At 42.0% G+C, this 17,193-nt stretch carries 11 protein-coding genes; 6 read left to right on the top strand and 5 right to left on the bottom strand.

Features of this window, described 5'->3' with window-relative positions; translation table 11 throughout:
* Nucleotides 1–85 precede the first annotated feature (85 nt).
* The 5 genes from NBH06_RS00950 to NBH06_RS00930 form a co-directional block, all read right to left on the bottom strand.
* Complete coding sequence (locus tag NBH06_RS00950; protein WP_008860863.1) at nucleotides 86–1,783, bottom strand: SusD/RagB family nutrient-binding outer membrane lipoprotein; 1,698 nt, start codon at nucleotides 1,781–1,783, stop codon at nucleotides 86–88.
* A 14-nt stretch (nucleotides 1,784–1,797) separates the two neighbouring features.
* Nucleotides 1,798–5,376: a SusC/RagA family TonB-linked outer membrane protein gene (locus tag NBH06_RS00945; protein WP_250792334.1), complete on the bottom strand. Its 3,579-nt coding sequence runs from the start codon at nucleotides 5,374–5,376 to the stop codon at nucleotides 1,798–1,800.
* 111 nt (nucleotides 5,377–5,487) lie between these two features.
* Nucleotides 5,488–6,420, bottom strand: coding sequence for a FecR family protein (locus NBH06_RS00940; RefSeq protein ID WP_008860861.1), 933 nt, complete (start codon nucleotides 6,418–6,420; stop codon nucleotides 5,488–5,490).
* 150 nt (nucleotides 6,421–6,570) lie between these two features.
* On the bottom strand, nucleotides 6,571–7,113 hold the full coding sequence (locus tag NBH06_RS00935) for an RNA polymerase sigma-70 factor (RefSeq protein ID WP_250792332.1): 543 nt from the start codon (nucleotides 7,111–7,113) through the stop codon (nucleotides 6,571–6,573).
* A 556-nt stretch (nucleotides 7,114–7,669) separates the two neighbouring features.
* Nucleotides 7,670–8,260 (bottom strand): RNA polymerase sigma factor, encoded by a 591-nt coding sequence (locus NBH06_RS00930; protein ID WP_008860859.1) that lies wholly within the window; start codon nucleotides 8,258–8,260, stop codon nucleotides 7,670–7,672.
* Nucleotides 8,261–8,588: 328 nt separating this feature from the next.
* Between NBH06_RS00930 and NBH06_RS00925 the strand changes: the two genes are divergently transcribed.
* The 6 genes from NBH06_RS00925 (at nucleotide 8,589) to NBH06_RS00900 (ending at nucleotide 17,064) form a co-directional block, all read left to right on the top strand.
* On the top strand, nucleotides 8,589–9,488 hold the full coding sequence (locus NBH06_RS00925; RefSeq protein ID WP_250792331.1) for a glycosyltransferase family protein: 900 nt from the start codon (nucleotides 8,589–8,591) through the stop codon (nucleotides 9,486–9,488).
* Between the two features lie 294 nt (nucleotides 9,489–9,782).
* On the top strand, nucleotides 9,783–11,159 hold the full coding sequence (locus NBH06_RS00920) for a tetratricopeptide repeat protein (RefSeq protein WP_250792329.1): 1,377 nt from the start codon (nucleotides 9,783–9,785) through the stop codon (nucleotides 11,157–11,159).
* Between the two features lie 226 nt (nucleotides 11,160–11,385).
* The gene (locus NBH06_RS00915; RefSeq protein WP_250792327.1) at nucleotides 11,386–13,275 is read left to right on the top strand and encodes a fibronectin type III domain-containing protein; all 1,890 of its coding nucleotides are present in this window, start codon (nucleotides 11,386–11,388) and stop codon (nucleotides 13,273–13,275) included.
* A 275-nt stretch (nucleotides 13,276–13,550) separates the two neighbouring features.
* On the top strand, nucleotides 13,551–14,903 hold the full coding sequence (locus tag NBH06_RS00910; RefSeq protein WP_250792325.1) for an MATE family efflux transporter: 1,353 nt from the start codon (nucleotides 13,551–13,553) through the stop codon (nucleotides 14,901–14,903).
* An 8-nt stretch (nucleotides 14,904–14,911) separates the two neighbouring features.
* Nucleotides 14,912–15,562: an AlbA family DNA-binding domain-containing protein gene (locus NBH06_RS00905; RefSeq protein WP_250792322.1), complete on the top strand. Its 651-nt coding sequence runs from the start codon at nucleotides 14,912–14,914 to the stop codon at nucleotides 15,560–15,562.
* A 98-nt stretch (nucleotides 15,563–15,660) separates the two neighbouring features.
* A complete protein-coding gene (locus NBH06_RS00900) occupies nucleotides 15,661–17,064 on the top strand; it encodes a sulfatase family protein (RefSeq protein ID WP_250792320.1) in 1,404 nt (467 codons plus the stop codon).
* The last annotated feature ends 129 nt before the right edge of the window (nucleotides 17,065–17,193 follow it).

The raw sequence follows: 17,193 nt of genomic DNA, 5'->3' as shown, positions 1-17,193 counted from the left end.
AGTTAATAATAGGATCTCAAAAAAAGTTGTTTTTTATTTTAGGGGAGAGAGTGTACGTTTCTATACGCTCTCTCCGATTAAATTTTTAGTTAGAAACTTCGGTTTCCCAACGACGATTGTCGCCCAATCCGGCAGGGTCTTCTACGTCCCACCAAAGGGTAGTACGCATCAGGTTACTTCCTCCGAGGGCTTGGATCCCCGACGTATTGACATCTTGGGCGGCTGCCGCATCGGTCATGTTCCACGGAATACGGCGAATCATACGACCTTTTCCCAACGAGCCGTCTCCGATATCGTTGACGGGGAATATGCGAGGATAACCGGTACGGCGCAAGTCGTTCCATGCTTCAAGTCCCATAGGGAACTGAGCGAGCCATTTTTGGGTGATGATTTTTTCGAGCTTTACTTTATTGTCGTCGCTGTTGTTGATTTTTACTCCTACGGTAACCAGACCTTTGGTGTTGTTGCGTGAGTTGTGCGGATCCACATAGTCGATAGAAGTATCTGCCGATTCTTGATTCCAATAGGTTTGGAAGTCGGGTTCGGTTTGTGCGATGTCGTAATCGTCGAACATGGCAGCAACACCTCTCAGATAGTTTGTATTGACCGATCCGCCGATATTCCATCGAAGGGCTGCCTCGGCTTGCAGAAAGTAACGCTCGGAGAGTTTGAAAATGGCGAGCGGGAAATTTGCGAAAGCACTTGTGACACCTGAAAATTTGGTGTATTGGTTATTATCGTCCCGAGGTGTGAGTTGGATTCCCGTGCGGACTCCCACAATGTCTTGTTGTGCTTGCCACGTCGTTTCTCCGTTTTCGTCTCGTATGGCATCGCTATTTTTTTCAAAAATTTTATCCATGAAAGGTACTTTGAGTCGTTTCATGATGTTTTCGAGCGAAGCGTTTATACGTGTGTCGTTCCAAAGAATGGAGATGAATGCCAACGGGTGATTGGTTCCGTTATTAACCATCGTGTTGTACTCGATGCTTTTTTCGATAAGTCCGTCGTCGATAGCCGATTGCGCTTCGGTTTTAGCTCTATCGGGATTGACGTTGGACATACGCATGGCCATGCGCAGACGAATGGAATTGGAGAATTGTTCCCATGTTTTTACATCGCCGCAGATTTTGTCGTATTGAGCCAGAATCTGATTAATGGTATCTTGATGTTCTTCGGAGGTAGAGGTAAACTCTTTCAATATTTTCCCCGCATCTTTGAGATTGACGAACAGGGAGTCGTAAATTTGATCCATCGGTTCGTAGGTTACGGGAGGTTCCTGCACATCGTTTTTATAATCGGTCCACGGGAAAGGTCCGTACACATCGGAAAGTTCCAATGCAGAGAAACAATACATGATGTTGCACATGGCTCCGATTTCTCGCAGATTGAGGTCGGCAGCCGAGCGCATTACAGGTAAGGCTGCTTGTGCTACGTTGAAAAAACTGGCTTTGGGACCATCGCAGTATTGCGCAAAATACCGGTAGGTAGAGGGCAGGTTCCCGCTAAAATTTTGTGTTCCGGCCATGTATCCCGAATAATTGTCGATGTGAATGTTGAATTGTACTTGATAGACGTGTGCACCGTTCGATGCTCCGACATCGTGCATTTTTTGCTGTGCCGTCAGGAACATACCGGCTGCCTGTTCATAGTTCTCGGCAATAGAGAGGTCGCCCGAACCGACTTCGATGTTGGAGTTCAGATCGTCGAGCAGAGGGTCGCCGCAACCGATTAAGGAGATTGCCGCGGCAAAAACGAATGCTGATAAATATACTGTTTTTTTCATGATGTTATGTTTCGTTAGAATGATGCTTTAAGTGAAATACCGAAAGAACGGGTAGTAGGCATACTGAAAATATCTACGTTACCCAGAGCATTTTGTGTACTCAACGAAGTATCGGGGTCGATGGGTGCATCGATGTACAAGAAGAACAAGTTACGGGCATTGGCCGATACCGTGAGGTTCTTGCTTTGTCCGAAGAGATTGCGGAACGTATATGCCAATGAAATCTCACGAAGACGGAAGTTCGTAGCATCATATACGTAGTTGCGTCCTACGGGTGATCCACCGCCGATGGTCTGATAATATTGGTCGACCGGAACGACTTGGTTTGTTCCCGGGATATACATGCCGGGCTTGGTGACAACACCGTCCTCGGAGGTCCAATAGAGGTTGTTGTTAAGTGCATAATCTCGTGCATCGGCCGTACGTTGCGATGTGCCGAAATAGTCGAGGTATGCCTCGGTGAAGGAGATGACTTTACCGCCAATTTTCCCATCGATAAGGAAATAGAAGGAGAAGTCTTTGTAATTGAAGGTGTTGGACCAACCGAGGGTGTGCTTGGCATTCATGTTGCCGAGGTATTCGTTGGCTTGTCCATTGAGTTTGAATGGAGCTCCGGTTTGAGGGTCGACAACGATTTCTCCGGTTATTTCGTCTCTCATAAAGTCGACGGCATAGAGGTCGCCATAAGAACCGCCTTCTTCGAATTTGATTTTCAGACCGCTGAGGTTACCCATATCGATTTCGTGGATATATTTTTGTCCGTTTTGCTTACGGGCCACCGTGAGGATTTTGTTGTCGTTGTAGGCGTAATTGAAGTTGGTAATCCAACTGAAATTGTTGTTGGGAGCGAAGATATAGGATGCGGTTAACTCGATACCTTGATTCCGTACCTTACCACCGTTGATATATATTTCCTTGCCGGCAGCACCTTCGTATTTCATGAATTGGTTTTTCATGATGGCGTTGTAGTAGGTGGCTTGCAACGAGATGGAGCGATCGAGCAAACTGATGTCGAAACCAGCTTCGAACGATTGTGTGGTTTCGGGTTTGGGATTTTTGAAGTTAATGATCGCACTGCTGATGTAGGCTCCTGTCGCCGGATTACGTTTTGCCGATGCGAGGAATAGGTTATTAGGAATAGAGTTACCGACCTCGGAGTACGAAGCCCGTAGTTTCAATTCGTTGATTTGTTCGGGCAAAACAAGTATCTTGTTCATTTGAGCGGATGCACCTGCCGAATAGTAGGCAAAGTGGGGATCCATATCTTTGAACTGTGTAAAGGCGCGATACCAGTCGTCTCGATAACTACCCTCGACCGTTACTTTGTCTTGCCAGGTAACTTGTGCCGTAGCGAAAATGGCTCGTTCCCAGTTTTTGGTAGTAAGTCCTCCGTAGTTTTCGCTACTGTTGAGATAAATATCGGAAAGAACGAATTGGTTGCACGAGAGGTCTTCGGTATAGGGTGCTCCTGATTTGGCAATAGGAGTAATCATCCATTGATCGTAGGAAGAATTCATCATGCTACCGCCGGCATTGACCCCGATGGTGAAATCTTTGAATGTTTTGTTGTAGCTTAGCATGAAATCGCCGTAGAAGTCTTGCGACTTGGTATGGTCGAGAATAAGACGACCCCGGTCAATCATTTCGGCATTACCCCATGTGGTGGCGTATTGTCGGTTTTCATCGTTGCGTTCGTTGTAATCATATTTGATACGAGCTTGCAAGTTGAGGCCGTCGATGATTTGCCAGTTGGCAGCGATACTACCGAATGTGCGGTTAATCACTTCTTCGCTGGTCATACGGTTGAGCAACCACCACGGGTTATTGAGGTTGATGGCATCGGTGAACCAAACTTGTTTGCCATAGTTGGCATCGGAAAGGGTAGATGTCTTGCCCGATTGTATCACCGATATGGGTAACCCGTCTGCTCCGATTTCGGAAGCGATGTAGCTATATGGATTGGACTGCCATGTTGCACTGGTGTCGTAATAGTTTTTGCGATACCAATTCATATCGATGTTACGCGGTGATGTATATACTTGATAGATGGGGTTGAAGAACGTACCACCGGTGGGACGGTTTTTTGTTTTTTGATTGATGTAATTCGCCGAAATATCGATTTTCAGTTTGTCCTTGAAGAAGGAGAAGTTTTGCCGCAACGAGATGTTGTGCCGTTCGAATTTATTGGTTTCGACGATACCGTTGGCTGTGGTATTTCCATAAGAGAAATAGGTTTGTGCCACTTTTGTACCTCCGCTCAATGCGATGGAGTTGTTGAAGTTGGTTCCTACCCGGTAGAAGTCGCTGATGTCGTAAGCATTGCGGGTGAGGTGATAGGGGGAGTTTGCGGTGTCGTAATATTCGTCACCGAGAGTGTTCATGCGTTGTCCCCAGCTATTAGAGTTCATGGTGAATCCGTTTTCGACCGACCCGGACATTTGTGCTCCATATCTGTTTTGTAACTTGGGGAGTTTCAGAGGAGTCTCGAATGTCGTACTGCTTGATACATCGATACGGATTTGTCCTTCCTTACCTTTTTTGGTAGTAATCATAAGTACGCCGTTAGAGGCGGCACTCCCGTAAAGCGCTGCGGAGTTTGCTCCTTTCAGCACGGTAATCGATTCGATGTCGTCGGGGTTGAGTTGGGAAAGGGCATCGCTACTTTCTTTCGAACCGTCGACCATCATTGTAGCACCGCCGCCGTCCATGTCCATTTGTCCGGCCACGCTGTTTTGCATGGGCACACCGTCGATTACGATAAGCGGCGAGTTGTTACCCAACATAGACGCATTACCCCGTAGAAGGATTTTGGAGGCTCCACCGGCTCCGCCGGAGTTAGGCGTGATGACCAGACCTGCGCTTTTCCCTTGCAACGAGTTGATGAGGTTGGCTTCTTTTGCACGAGTGAGCTCGTCGCCTCCGACGGTTTGCGTCGAGTAGGAAAGGGTTTCTTCTTTACGAGCGATACCCATAGCCGTGACTACGACTTCGTCGAGCAACTTCGTGTTGTCTTGCATCACTACATTGATTTTATTTTGTCCGTTGATGGGGCGTTTGATAGTTTGGTAACCGATGTAGGAAAATTCCAATTCGTTGCTTCCTGCCGGCACTTTGATAGAGTAGTTACCATCGATATCGGTTGCCGTCGCTACACTGGTTCCCGCAACCTTTACGGTGAGGCCGATGAGTGTTTCGCCGGAGGCATCGGTAACGTTACCGGTTATAATTTTCGTGTTGGCACTTTGAGCCGTGGCACTTGCGCTGGCGACATTTCCTTGCGCAGATGCGGCTTTTTTCGACAACATGATGTTGGGGTTCTGTATCGAGTAAGAAACGTCGGTCCCTTTGAACATGATATCGAGTATTTCGCTGACCGTCTTATTTTGAACGTTAAGGTTTACTTTGCGTTTCGTGTCCACTTGGGTGTTGATAACAAACAGACACTGAGCTTCTTTCTCGATTTTTTTCAAAACTTCGTCTATCGGAGTATTTGCCTCGGATAGGGATATGCGTGAATACGCATCGGCACTTGCTTCGAATGCGTAAGCCAGTGCTAAAACTGCAATAATTGCTTTTAAACTTTTTCTATACATACGTGTGTTTTGTGGTATTCAAAAGTTTTGTAACTGAAATAAATAAATTGTTGATTTTAAAATGATAGATAAGAGATGGTGTGCTTTTATGTATTCATAGGCTTTTGGATATTATTTGTGTTTAGAAGTGATTTGTATTGTATTGAGTTCTTTATCCCATTTGAAATCGAAGTTGAAATCGTGTTGAAGAGCTTGCAACGCATGTTGAATGCCATTGTAGCGATAGAACTTACCGGTGTAGTGCTCGGTGCTTTTGATGTCTTTGTCGATACTGATTTTTACACCGAAACATTTTTCAAATCCTTCCATCAATTCGTCGAACGATTTGTCCTTGAAGTAGTAGATGCCGTCTTTCCACAACTCGGTTTCGAAGGTGCGGATTACCGATTGCTTGAACTCGCCGTCTTTGAATTGTGCCCGGTATCCGGGTTTGAGCATCGCGCTTTTTTCGCCCGACGATATTTTTACAGAACCCTCGATGAGCGAGACCATGAAGTCTTTTTCTTTGAGTGTGGAAGTTACGTAGAATTTGGTTCCCAATACTTTAACTTTTCCGTTAGGCGTATTTACGATAAATGGTTTCCAACGGTTGTGGGCGACTTCGAGATAGGCTTCGCCTTCTATTTCTATATTGCGTTGCATTCCCAAGAACGACGAGGGGTATTTTATCGTGGAACCTGCATTGAGCCATACTTTCGTACCGTCGGGCAGGAGCAGGGTATTGCTGTTACCGGCGGGTACGGTCAATGAATAGAGGGGAACGATGCGATCGCCCATCGTGAGATAGAAACTGCCGAATGCTACCGACAACAATAGTATGACAACGGCGGCGATACGTAGAAGTTGTGCACGGTAGTGGCGGCGGAAGTCGTATTTGGTACGCTGTATATTGTCGGTCGATAATAAAATGGCATTGTATATGTTGCGTTCACGACAGAACTCTTTGAGGTTTTCGGGAGAGGCTTTTGTCCACTCCAAAACTTGAATGCGCTCCTCTTCGGTTGCGCAATTTCCGAAATATCTATATAATGTTTTCTTTTCCATACATTATATAAACCGAAAAACAGGGTATATCCCTAGTAATAAAATAAAATTTTTTTGAGAAAAATGAAGTGTGGATTTGTGTTTTTATAGTTTGTTGGTTGGTTTTCGTGGTATTTTAGTCGGATTTCGTTACAGCGTGGCTCGGAATTTTTATAAATAGTCTTTTAATTTTTTTCTTAGGACATTCAGGCTTTTTGTGACATGGAATTCTACGCCTTTTACCGAAATCCCGAAGTTTTCGGCAATGGTTTTGTAGGATTTTTGTTCGAGGTATCTTTCGTAAAAAATTTCACGGGTGCGATTAGGGAGTGTTTTGATAGTATCGTTTACTATATTTTCTATTTCGCTGGTGAATAGTTCGGAGGGATCGCATCCTTTCAATGAGGATATATTGAGTTCTATTTCACCTATTGTGTGTTTATAGAGCTCGTCGTTTTTTTGTAATAAATATTTTCTCTCTTCCAGAATATCGATACATCGGTTTCTTATAATTGTAAAGATGTATCCTTTTATATTGGAAGTTTGGAATGTCGCTTTGTCCTTGTTCTCCCAATATTGGATATAGGACTCCATGACTACGTCTTCTGCGTCTTGCATGTTCCCAAGATAGGAATATGCAAACTGGATAAATCCATTTTTAGAAGTTCTAAAAATGTTTGTGAAATCACTATCTTCTTGAGTAACTAATGTCATTCAACTTTAAATTAAAATAAAATGTATAGCTTGTCTGAAAAATAGTATGGAGACAATAATCGTGTTAAATATGGTTTTTGTTACATGATATTCAGTTGTTTAGGGCTTTATGAGTAATGAGAAATAAAGAAAATCGCAGTGCTAATATACTAATATTATAAGATAAAAAAGAAAACTTACATTCTTTTTTTATAAAAAATTATAGTATTATATAAAGAAAGAAAAGAGGAGAAAAAAGGAGTGGTTACGGGAAAGTTTTCTTACTGAGGTTAATAGAGTAGAAAAGAAAAGGGGAGCAGATTATCTGCTCCCCTTTTCTTTTTAGTTATTTACCAATCCTCCTAACGAGGCCGGCAATCGGGAATCGAATGAATATACTCTGGCAAATTGCCTAATAAAATCGATTGTCGAGGCCGTTGGTTGTAATACTTTTGCGTTTTGTACTCTCGTTGTGTTTTTAGAGGTAGAGATTTTTTTCATAGGCTAATAAAAATTGATGTTTATGTATTATAAACGTCGGTAGCCTTGTAATTATTATCTGTACCTGCTTGTTTTTTTATAATGTCAGTACGATGTTGTTTTCCTCGGCCATTTTTCTCAGGTTGAGAATGGCATAGCGCATCCGCCCTAAGGCTGTGTTAATACTGACTTTGGTATGGTCTGCAATTTCTTTGAAGCTCATGTTTTTGTAATAACGCATGACAAGTACTTCCCTCTGGCTGTGTGGAAGGGCCTTGATAAGTTTGCGAACATCGGCTTCGATCTGGTTTTGTACAATTGTATCTTCGACGGTTCCTTCGCTCAATTCTTTGCGATTAAAGATATCCATGTTTTCATTATCGGTGATAACATAATTATCGGCTTTTTCCTGTCGGAAAAAATCGATAATGAGATTATGGGCGATTCGGGAAATCCATGCAGGGAACTTACCGTTTTCGGTATAGCGTCCTTGCTTGATAGTCATGATAGCCTTGACAAAAGTTTCCTGAAAGATGTCATTCGCCAATTCTTTGTCTTTTACAATATAATAAATGTAGTTGAAAGTACGGACCTGATGTCGTTTAAGCAAAACATCAAAAGCTCCATTATTACCTTCGGCATACAACGCAACCAGTTCTTCGTCGGTGCGATCGAATAAATCGTTCATTACTACCTCTCTTTTTTTTGATTCAAGCGTAATGTTTTGTCGATAGGCAATCTTTATTTAGAGTGATTCGATAATTATTATTCGTTGCAAATAAAGATGTTTTTTTTCAAATCAGAAAGTAAAAAGGAATTTTTTTCGACCTATCGTTCCATTTTTAACATTATTCTCGTGAACAAAATGGATTCTCTTTATTGAGCGTTGGGGTTTAACAGGTAGATAATATTTGTTTTAGGAACACTTGGGTGAAAGTTGAAGGTGTATTGCTGATTTTTATCATAAAAAATAATTACTTTTGCAATTCATGGAAAACTAAAAATAAGTAACTGCTATGAAACCAACTCTTTTTGTATTGGCTGCCGGTATGGGTAGTCGTTATGGAGGACTGAAACAGCTCGACGGTCTTGGTCCTAACGGTGAAACGATTATGGACTATTCGATTTTCGATGCTTTACGCGGAGGATTCGGTAAAGTCGTTTTCGTAATTCGTAAGGATTTCGAGCAAGATTTCAAGGATAAGATTCTTTCTAAATATGAAGGTCATATTCCTTGTGAATTGGTATTCCAATCTATCGACGATTTGCCGGAGGGCTTCACGTGTCCCGAGGGACGTACTAAACCGTGGGGAACTAATCATGCCGTGTTGATGGGTAAAGATGTAATTAAAGAGCCATTTGCCGTTATTAATGCCGATGATTTCTACGGTCGCGAAAGTTTTGCTATTTTGGCCGATTATTTGAAAGGTCTGGAAGGAAAGAAAAACGAGTATTGTATGGTGGGTTATCGTGTGGGAAATACACTGTCTGAGAGCGGTTCTGTTGCTCGTGGCGTGTGCGAGACCAATGCCGAGAAACATCTTACATCTGTTGTAGAACGTACTCAGATAGAACGTCGCGACGGCAAGGTGATGTTTAAAGAAGGGGATACTTGGACTGCTATCGATGACAATGCTCCTGTTTCGATGAATATGTGGGGATTCACACCCGATTATTTCAAATATTCCGAAGAGTATTTCGTTAAGTTCTTGAAAGAGAATGCAGATAATATTAAAGCTGAGTATTTTATACCTTTGTTGGTAAATGATTTGATTCAAACTGGCAAGGCCTCTGTAACGGTTCTCGATACTCCGTCGAAATGGTTCGGGGTAACTTATGCTGCCGACAGGCAGTCGGTTGTTGACAAAATTCATGCGTTGATTGCTGCCGGTGAATACCCAGAGAAATTGTTCTGAAAGAGTCGATGAAATAGAAATTGAAGGAGAGAGCTTATCGTGTAAAAATCGGGCTCTCTCTTTTTTGTTATTTTATCCGGCTGAATAGATGGTGGTTTTCGTATGTCGAGGAGAGTTCGGGTATAGTCGATTTGTACCTTAGGTTTGCTGGGGCACTTATTGTCACCTTTTTACCTATTTGTATAAATTGTACTTTTTTGCTGTTTTTTATTCACATTTTATAATTTTCCCGGCTGATAAAATTATCTTTGCTAAGATTTTCGTTGTTGTTACTTATACCAAGCAGTTGCACTCATGAATTCCCGTATATGTTATATTGTCATTTTGCTTTGTTTTTTTGCTTGCCATAGTGACCGATATCAAGAAAAGGCAACACGCTTATATGAATATGGGATTGAAATAGAATCTTTTCAACCCGATTCGGCTGCATATTTATATCGTCGGGCATTGAGCCTTACTAGCCCGAATTCGGATCTATCGGTTGCGTTGCATTTGCGTCTCGGAAACTTACTGCGCACGCATCATCTGTACAATAGAGCGTTAGAAGAGCACACTATCGCCTTGAAAGAATGTATGGCGAACGATTCGACGAAATATACGGCTCGAGCTTTACGGGAAGTAGGGAAAGATTATTTGTATAAGAACAGTCCCGACAGTGCACTCGGATACATTAAAGAAGCTTTGTCGTTATCGGAAGCTGCTTCGGATACTTTGGAAATGACAGCTGCTCATAACAATCTGTCGGTTGTTTACGGAGAACTCAAAGATCTCGAACAGGCTACAAAGCATGCGTATAGAGCTATTTCTTTGTCTAAGGATAGTACTTTGATATATCGAACGTATTCTGCCATAGGTAAGATGTTTTTATTATCTGGACGGTATGATTCTGCATATCATTATAGCCGGCAAGGAAGTTTAAGCCCCAATATTTATACAAGGGCCAATAGCTATAAGCAGCTTTGCGAAGTTGCTCTCGAAACAAAAAACGGTGCGCTCTATGAAGAATGTGTAAATTTATTGAATCTTGCTAATGATTCTATTGAAAAAATTAATCGTACCGAGTCAATGGGAGAGACAGAATATCAATATGATTTGGAGCAGATTCTTTATACCGAGAAAACTCGATATTATCGTTGGATTGCCGTAGTTATTATTGGAGCTTTGCTTATCTTATTTCTGTATATTCAAAAAAGAAGGTCAAGAGATAAAGCGTGGAAAGCTCAGGTGGAGGCGTTGCGTCAAAAGATAGAAACGGCTCACGAGTGCGATGAGGGTAATATAAAGGGGAATATGGGCGAATCGAATGTCGTCGCCCGGCAGGTCGATAACGAGCGAAAAGAACTACAATCACTCATCGATAAAAAGGGTGATGTATGTGCTTTATCTTTCATGCGAACCAAAGCATACAAAAATATGAAATCGATGATCGAGGTGAAATCGGAATCGGTATTGAGTATTGATGAACGACAGATGGTCTCGCAGTCTATACACAAAGCTTTTAATGAATATATCGATGCTTTGAAAAAACATACTAAATTAACGCAAGATGAGGCGGTTTTATGTTGTTTGGTCAAGTGCGGACTTAATACCAAAGAATGTGCTGTTTGCAAAGGAGTAAGTCTGAATGCTATCCGTACTCAGAAAAGTCGGATTAAAAGTAAATTAATGTAAAAATATCGGTTGGAACTATTTGATGTGTAAATTGTTGATAATTAGTGTTTAACAAATATTATTTGTAATATTCTATTTGAAAATATCTGATTATCAATACAATATAATGGCTTAATTGTAACGTCGATTATTTTTAATAAAGAATTATCGGCGTTACTTTTGTTTAAAACTTATTCCTTCATTATCATAGAGAACACTTCCTAATTATAAAATCATATTATTGCTTATGAAAAAAATTACATCAATCTGTTTGACTATCTTCTTTGGTGTCAACATTGTTTCGGCTTATGCTGCTCGTGGCGAGCAACTCGCTATTTTATCGGAAGATTTTTCGGCTTTTACCGAAGGAACCGAATCCACGCCTGCCGAGAGTGAACTTTCGACAGGAAATGCAATGATTCCTATGGAGTTCACGCACGGCATACAGTGGAAAGGACGAGGTATTCATCAAGCCGGAGGAGTTTGCGCTGTACTCTCTTATGATGACTATACATATGGGGAGACACAAGGGTGGATTCAAACGCCGTATACCGATGTGCGTTTGGACGATGGTAACTTTATACTGCGATTTCGAGCATGTTCGATTGCCCAAACGAAGGACTCGCTTATCCTTTATTTGCAAGATCAATACAGTAGCAACTACTATACGAGTGAGAAACGCACCATTACCGACCAATGGCAAACGATCGAAGTCCCTTTTCAGCACAATTTCGGTATGGGGAGTCGCTTGGCCTATGTACAAATCGGGGCATACAATGATTCGTGGCTGATAGACGATATTGAAATCATACAAGACGTGTACGATATTTGCTCACCCCACGCGATCTCACCCAAAGATGTAACATTCGAGCATTTTACCGCTCGATGGGATGCCGTGTGGTCGGCAACCTCTTATCTTACGTCTGCTTATTATTATGCCGATGAAGAGAAAACACAACGTGTATATATTGCAGAGAATATCGAAACGACGGAATGTGAATGTCAAGTTACCGGTATGGAAAAAGGAAAAACTTATTTCTTCACGGTAAAAGCCAAGAATGACAAATACACTTCTGTTGAATCGAACGAGGTACAAGTGTATGTCCCCATTCGTACTATGCCAGTGCCCGAATTAGCCGATCCGACCGATATAACCGATACAGGATATACTGCTCGATGGTATCCTGTTGAGCGTGCAATGGGATATGCCGTGCGCCACTTTTTGAAACATACAGTCCGATCCGATGAAGAATACACGCTGGTGCACGAGGATTTAGAAACGATCACGGAGGGAACATTTGAATGGCCCGGTTACTTTTATGATTATGACCTTAATAAATATAGCAAAGTGCCCGGTTGGGGTGTCAATATGGGTTGTACGGTTAAAGGAATGATAGGTATCGATAATTACTACCGTGATTTTGAGGAAGGAAAAATCACGTCTCCCGAATTTGATTTGTCTCGTAACGATGGCAAATACACGGTGCAACTGAATGTGTATGCGATTCATGCTGGCGATACTGTCTATGTGGATAGTTATCGTGAAGGTAAAAAAGAACATCGCGAGTATCTGATGAAAACCGTGGGAGAGCATTCTTTTTCCGTAGATTTTACTAATGGGTCGGCTCAAACTCATTTTACCGTTACTTTCTCGGGAACGGATAAAATGTTTATCGATGATATTTTCGTAAAGCAAATTCTAAGAGCCGGAGAGAGTTATACTTCTGCATTGGCATCGTTCGAAGTGGAAGGTATCGATAACACCTCGTACACCTTTACCGACCTTACGGGTTCTGAAAGCGATGAATATCTTTATTCTGTAGCTTCTTGGTCCTATTCGTTAGATGAAGAAGGAATTTGGGGACCCAACGTATATTCGGAGTATTCAGAACCTCAAATCGTACGACTCTCTTCCTCCGTCGAAAATGTTGATGGTATAGACTCTGATAAAGTTTATGCTCATAACGGAATCTTATATGTAGGGGTTGCCCGAGATGCTCTTGTCCGAATATATACTATCGAGGGTAAGTTGATACTTAGTAGACAAATTACAATAGGCAAACATGAACTGGATTTACCGATACACGGATTTTACCTTGTATATATAAATGATCATTGTTATAAGGTGAGTTTGTAGGGGACTTTGAACCGGAAAGTCGGTATTCAAGTCAGTTAAGCATAATCCAGTTATGACAACTTTCTATCAATCGGTATCTATCTATTTGTCGGATAGATACCGATTTTCATTCTGAGAAATGAATAGAAGTTGTTTCTGTATTCGATTTACATGAGCGATTGACAAAAGCCCAAGATTGGCAAGGCGAGAGAAAGAAAAGTAAACAAGTTCACTTTGTCTTTCTCTTGCCTTGCATTATCTTTGCACTTCATTTAATTTTTGTAAGATTGTATGATATGAACTCAATGCAATTACTCCCTTATAAACAGCAAGTTAGTTCTTTACTAAGACTAGGTTTACCGATTGTCGTAGGACAGTTGGGTATGATTATATTGGGGTTGGCCGATACGATAATGATCGGGCATCATAGTACGGAGGAGTTGGCTGCGGCTGCGTTCGTGAATAATGTATTCAATCTGGCAATCATCTTTGCGACCGGTTTTTCTTATGGATTGACTCCTCTAATCGGTATGTTGCAGGGTGGGGGAAACACACAAGGGATAGGACGAGTATTTCGTAATGCTTTGGCTGCTAATGCATCGGTTGCAGTATTGTTGACTGCTGTAATGTATACGGTCTATTGCTTTGTCGATAAGTTGGGACAGCCAGAGGAATTGTTGCCTCACATACGTCCGTATTTTGTTTTGCAACTGATTTCTTTATTGTTTATCATGCTGTTTAACGGTTTCCGGCAGTTTGCGGAAGGGTTGACCGATACTCGTACACCAATGTGGATTTTGTTGGGTGGAAACGCATTGAATATTTTCGGAAATTATTTGTTGATTTACGGAAGTTTCGGATTCCCTGAATGGGGCTTGTTCGGGGCGGGTGTGAGTACATTGGTCTCGCGTATTGTCATGCTGTTGGTCTTTATCGGGGTCGTTGCTGTTACGCGACGGTATAAAGTATATAGGGAGGCGATTTTACGCTCTCGATTCAATCGTAATGATTTTATGCAACTCAATGCTTTGGGGTGGCCTATCGCTTTGCAAATGGGTATGGAAACTGCGGCTTTTTCGTTGAGCGCTATTATGGTAGGGTGGCTGGGCAGCATTCCGTTGGCGGCCCATCAGATAATGATTTCGGTCAGTACTATCGGGTTTATGGTATATTATGGTATGGGAGCTGCTTTGGCTGTGCGGGTCAGCCATTTTATGGGGCAGAAGGATTTCCCCAATTTGCGTAGAGCTGTAAATTCGGGAATGGGGATTATTTTATCGCTTGCCATTGTTGCCAGTCTATTCTTCTATTTGGCGAGGACTCCCATTATATATAGCTTTACAGAAGACCATGAAGTTATGGTAGTTGTTTCTTCGTTGATATTTTCGCTGATTGTTTATCAGTTCGGAGATGCTTTGCAGATTACTTTTGCCAATGCTTTGCGAGGAACGACCGATGTCAAGCCCATGATGTGGATTGCCTTTTTCTCGTATTTTATAGTTGCTTTGCCTGTGGGCTATTTGTGTGGGTTTACATGGGGCGGAGGTGTCGTAGGCGTGTGGGTCGCATTTCCTGCAGGGCTGTTTACGGCCGGATTTCTATTTTGGCTACGATTTCGTTATCGGTTGCAACAGTTGATGAAAAAATAGAGTAACCCATGAGACCGAATTCCGACAAGGTGTATTTACAACAACTTATTGCAGAAGGAGAACACCAGCAGCAGGATTTTAAATTCGAGATTTCCGATGCTCGAAAAATAGCCCGTTCCTTGTCTGCTTTTTCCAATACGGACGGGGGACGTTTATTGATTGGTGTGAAGGACAACGGTAGAATAGCCGGGGTGCGTTCGGAAGAAGAGATTTATATGATAGAGGCTGCTGCCAAACTTTATTGCCGGCCTAATGTGGAGATAGGTGTGCAGACTTATGAAGTGGACGGTAAAACGGTGCTTGTTGCAGAGATTCCGAAAGCCGAACAAAAGCCCGTACAAGTGCAGGACGAAACCGGGAAGTATTTAGCTTATGTGCGGATTGCCGACGAGAATATATTGGCAACACCTGTGCATTTGGCTGTGTGGCGACAGAAAAACAGCGCTCAGGGAACTCTTGTGAAATATACCGAACGAGAACAATTGTTACTTGATTATTTGGCGGAACATCAAGAAATAACAGTTAGTAAATATAGCCGGTTGGCTCATATTTCTTATCGGTTGGCGATAGAGTATATTGCTCGGTTTGTACGATTTGGAATTCTCGATATTTGTTTCGAGCGTCACCGGTTTTGTTATCGGTTATCTCGGGAGGGATAAATAGATGTGTATGAGGATAAGATATTTTTAGTGTAAAACGATGAAGTGTAAAAAAAACTTTATCTTTGTGGAAATCTTAATCTTATATCAAAACTATTATGATCAATTCAAGAAAACTTCAAATCACAGGGCTTTCGATGCTTTCACTTGTCGGTAATGGTTGTACCGACAAAAATGGTTCGATTGAGAATGGGGTACGTCCCAATATTGTTTTGTTTTTAGCAGATGATATCGGGGCCGAGTGTTTCGGCTGTATGGGTGGTGTGTCGTATGATACACACATTATCGATTCTTTGGCTGAAAAGTCGTTGTTTTTCCCGAATATGCATGCCCAGCCTCTTAGTTCTCCTTCTCGTGTACAGCTTATGAGTGGATTGTATAACGATAAAAATTATGTTTGTTTTGGCTATATGAACGACGATGAGCCTACTTTCTCGCAGTTGGCACAGCAGGCTGGTTATACGACTGGTATGTTTGGTAAATGGCAGTTGGGGCGTTCACGTGAGATGCCGACCCGGTTGGGGTGGGACGAGTGGTGTTTGTTTCAACTTGAAGTATATAAAGAATTCAATGGTCCGACTGGTACAGATCGTTATGCCAATTGTATGATGGATAATCACGGTCATTATGAGTATTCGATTTATGGCCCTGATGGTTTCGAATCGGCCGCTTTTGAATTTTTGGATAAACAGAAAGATTCAGATAAACCATTTTTGCTTTATTACTCTACTCCCTTAGTACATACGCCGCACACGCCTACCCCCGATTCAGAGAGTTGGGATTTGGATTTTGCAGGTCGTTTTCAGAAAGATACGGCTAATTTCAAAGATATGGTAGCTTATCTTGATAAGAAAGTGGGGCGCATGATTGATCGGTTGAAACGTAATGGACAATGGGAAAATACGATATTTATCTTTACGTCCGATAATGGGACTTCTACGCGTATTGTTTCACAAATGTCCGATGGTACTTTGCGTCGAGGCGGTAAAGGAGACCCTCGGGGTATAGGTACTTCTGTCCCGTTGATTATATGCTGGGGAGATAAATTAGAGCCGAGGGAAAGCCAGCGATTGGTCGATTTTACTGATTTTTTCCCGACTTTTGCCGATGCCATGCGTATAGCAGTACCAGAAGAATATGGTTTAGATGGGGTGAGTCTTTTCCCGGAAATCGTTGGAGAAAAACCTCTTGAAAAGGAAATTTCTTTGATGCACTATAATCCATTATGGCCTGTGGCTGCGGCTCCTTATGCGTCTCGTGCTGCACGCACCACTGAGTGGAAATATTATTGGGATGGCCGGTTCTATAATACAAAAACAGATTTTATGGAAGAGCATCCTATTGATATAGATACGTGTAGTAACGAAATTAAGACCATTTATGCTAAATTGAAGGCTAAGGTGGAGGAATGTCCTAATTTTTATCCGGATATGCCGGGGGCTCCTCGTCGTGGTAATTATGGAACATTTTACGATTTTGCCGAGCCCAATAACCCGTTCTAAATTTGCTGTTGTGGTTTATTGTTTAAAGGGAAAAGTTCCTTTATTATTGATTTTGAACCTGTTTCTCGTTTGTGAGTAGATTTATTATGAATTAAAATTTTATTTCATTGAGATAAATGATAAGGGATA

The organism is Barnesiella sp. B2-R-119, from assembly GCF_023656675.1.
In the GTDB taxonomy this organism is placed as follows: domain Bacteria; phylum Bacteroidota; class Bacteroidia; order Bacteroidales; family Barnesiellaceae; genus Barnesiella; species Barnesiella intestinihominis.
This window is presented reverse-complemented; position numbering and strand designations above follow the sequence as displayed.

Excerpts from the sequence above, each read along its gene's own strand:
- NBH06_RS00950 (WP_008860863.1), bottom strand. The coding sequence starts at position 1,783 with ATGAAAAAAACAGTATATTTATCAGCATTCGTTTTTGCCGCGGCAATC.
- NBH06_RS00945 (WP_250792334.1), bottom strand. The coding sequence starts at position 5,376 with ATGTATAGAAAAAGTTTAAAAGCAATTATTGCAGTTTTAGCACTGGCT.
- NBH06_RS00940 (WP_008860861.1), bottom strand. The coding sequence starts at position 6,420 with ATGGAAAAGAAAACATTATATAGATATTTCGGAAATTGCGCAACCGAA.
- NBH06_RS00935 (WP_250792332.1), bottom strand. The coding sequence starts at position 7,113 with ATGACATTAGTTACTCAAGAAGATAGTGATTTCACAAACATTTTTAGA.
- NBH06_RS00930 (WP_008860859.1), bottom strand. The coding sequence starts at position 8,260 with ATGAACGATTTATTCGATCGCACCGACGAAGAACTGGTTGCGTTGTAT.
- NBH06_RS00925 (WP_250792331.1), top strand. The coding sequence starts at position 8,589 with ATGAAACCAACTCTTTTTGTATTGGCTGCCGGTATGGGTAGTCGTTAT.
- NBH06_RS00920 (WP_250792329.1), top strand. The coding sequence starts at position 9,783 with ATGAATTCCCGTATATGTTATATTGTCATTTTGCTTTGTTTTTTTGCT.
- NBH06_RS00915 (WP_250792327.1), top strand. The coding sequence starts at position 11,386 with ATGAAAAAAATTACATCAATCTGTTTGACTATCTTCTTTGGTGTCAAC.
- NBH06_RS00910 (WP_250792325.1), top strand. The coding sequence starts at position 13,551 with ATGAACTCAATGCAATTACTCCCTTATAAACAGCAAGTTAGTTCTTTA.
- NBH06_RS00905 (WP_250792322.1), top strand. The coding sequence starts at position 14,912 with ATGAGACCGAATTCCGACAAGGTGTATTTACAACAACTTATTGCAGAA.
- NBH06_RS00900 (WP_250792320.1), top strand. The coding sequence starts at position 15,661 with ATGATCAATTCAAGAAAACTTCAAATCACAGGGCTTTCGATGCTTTCA.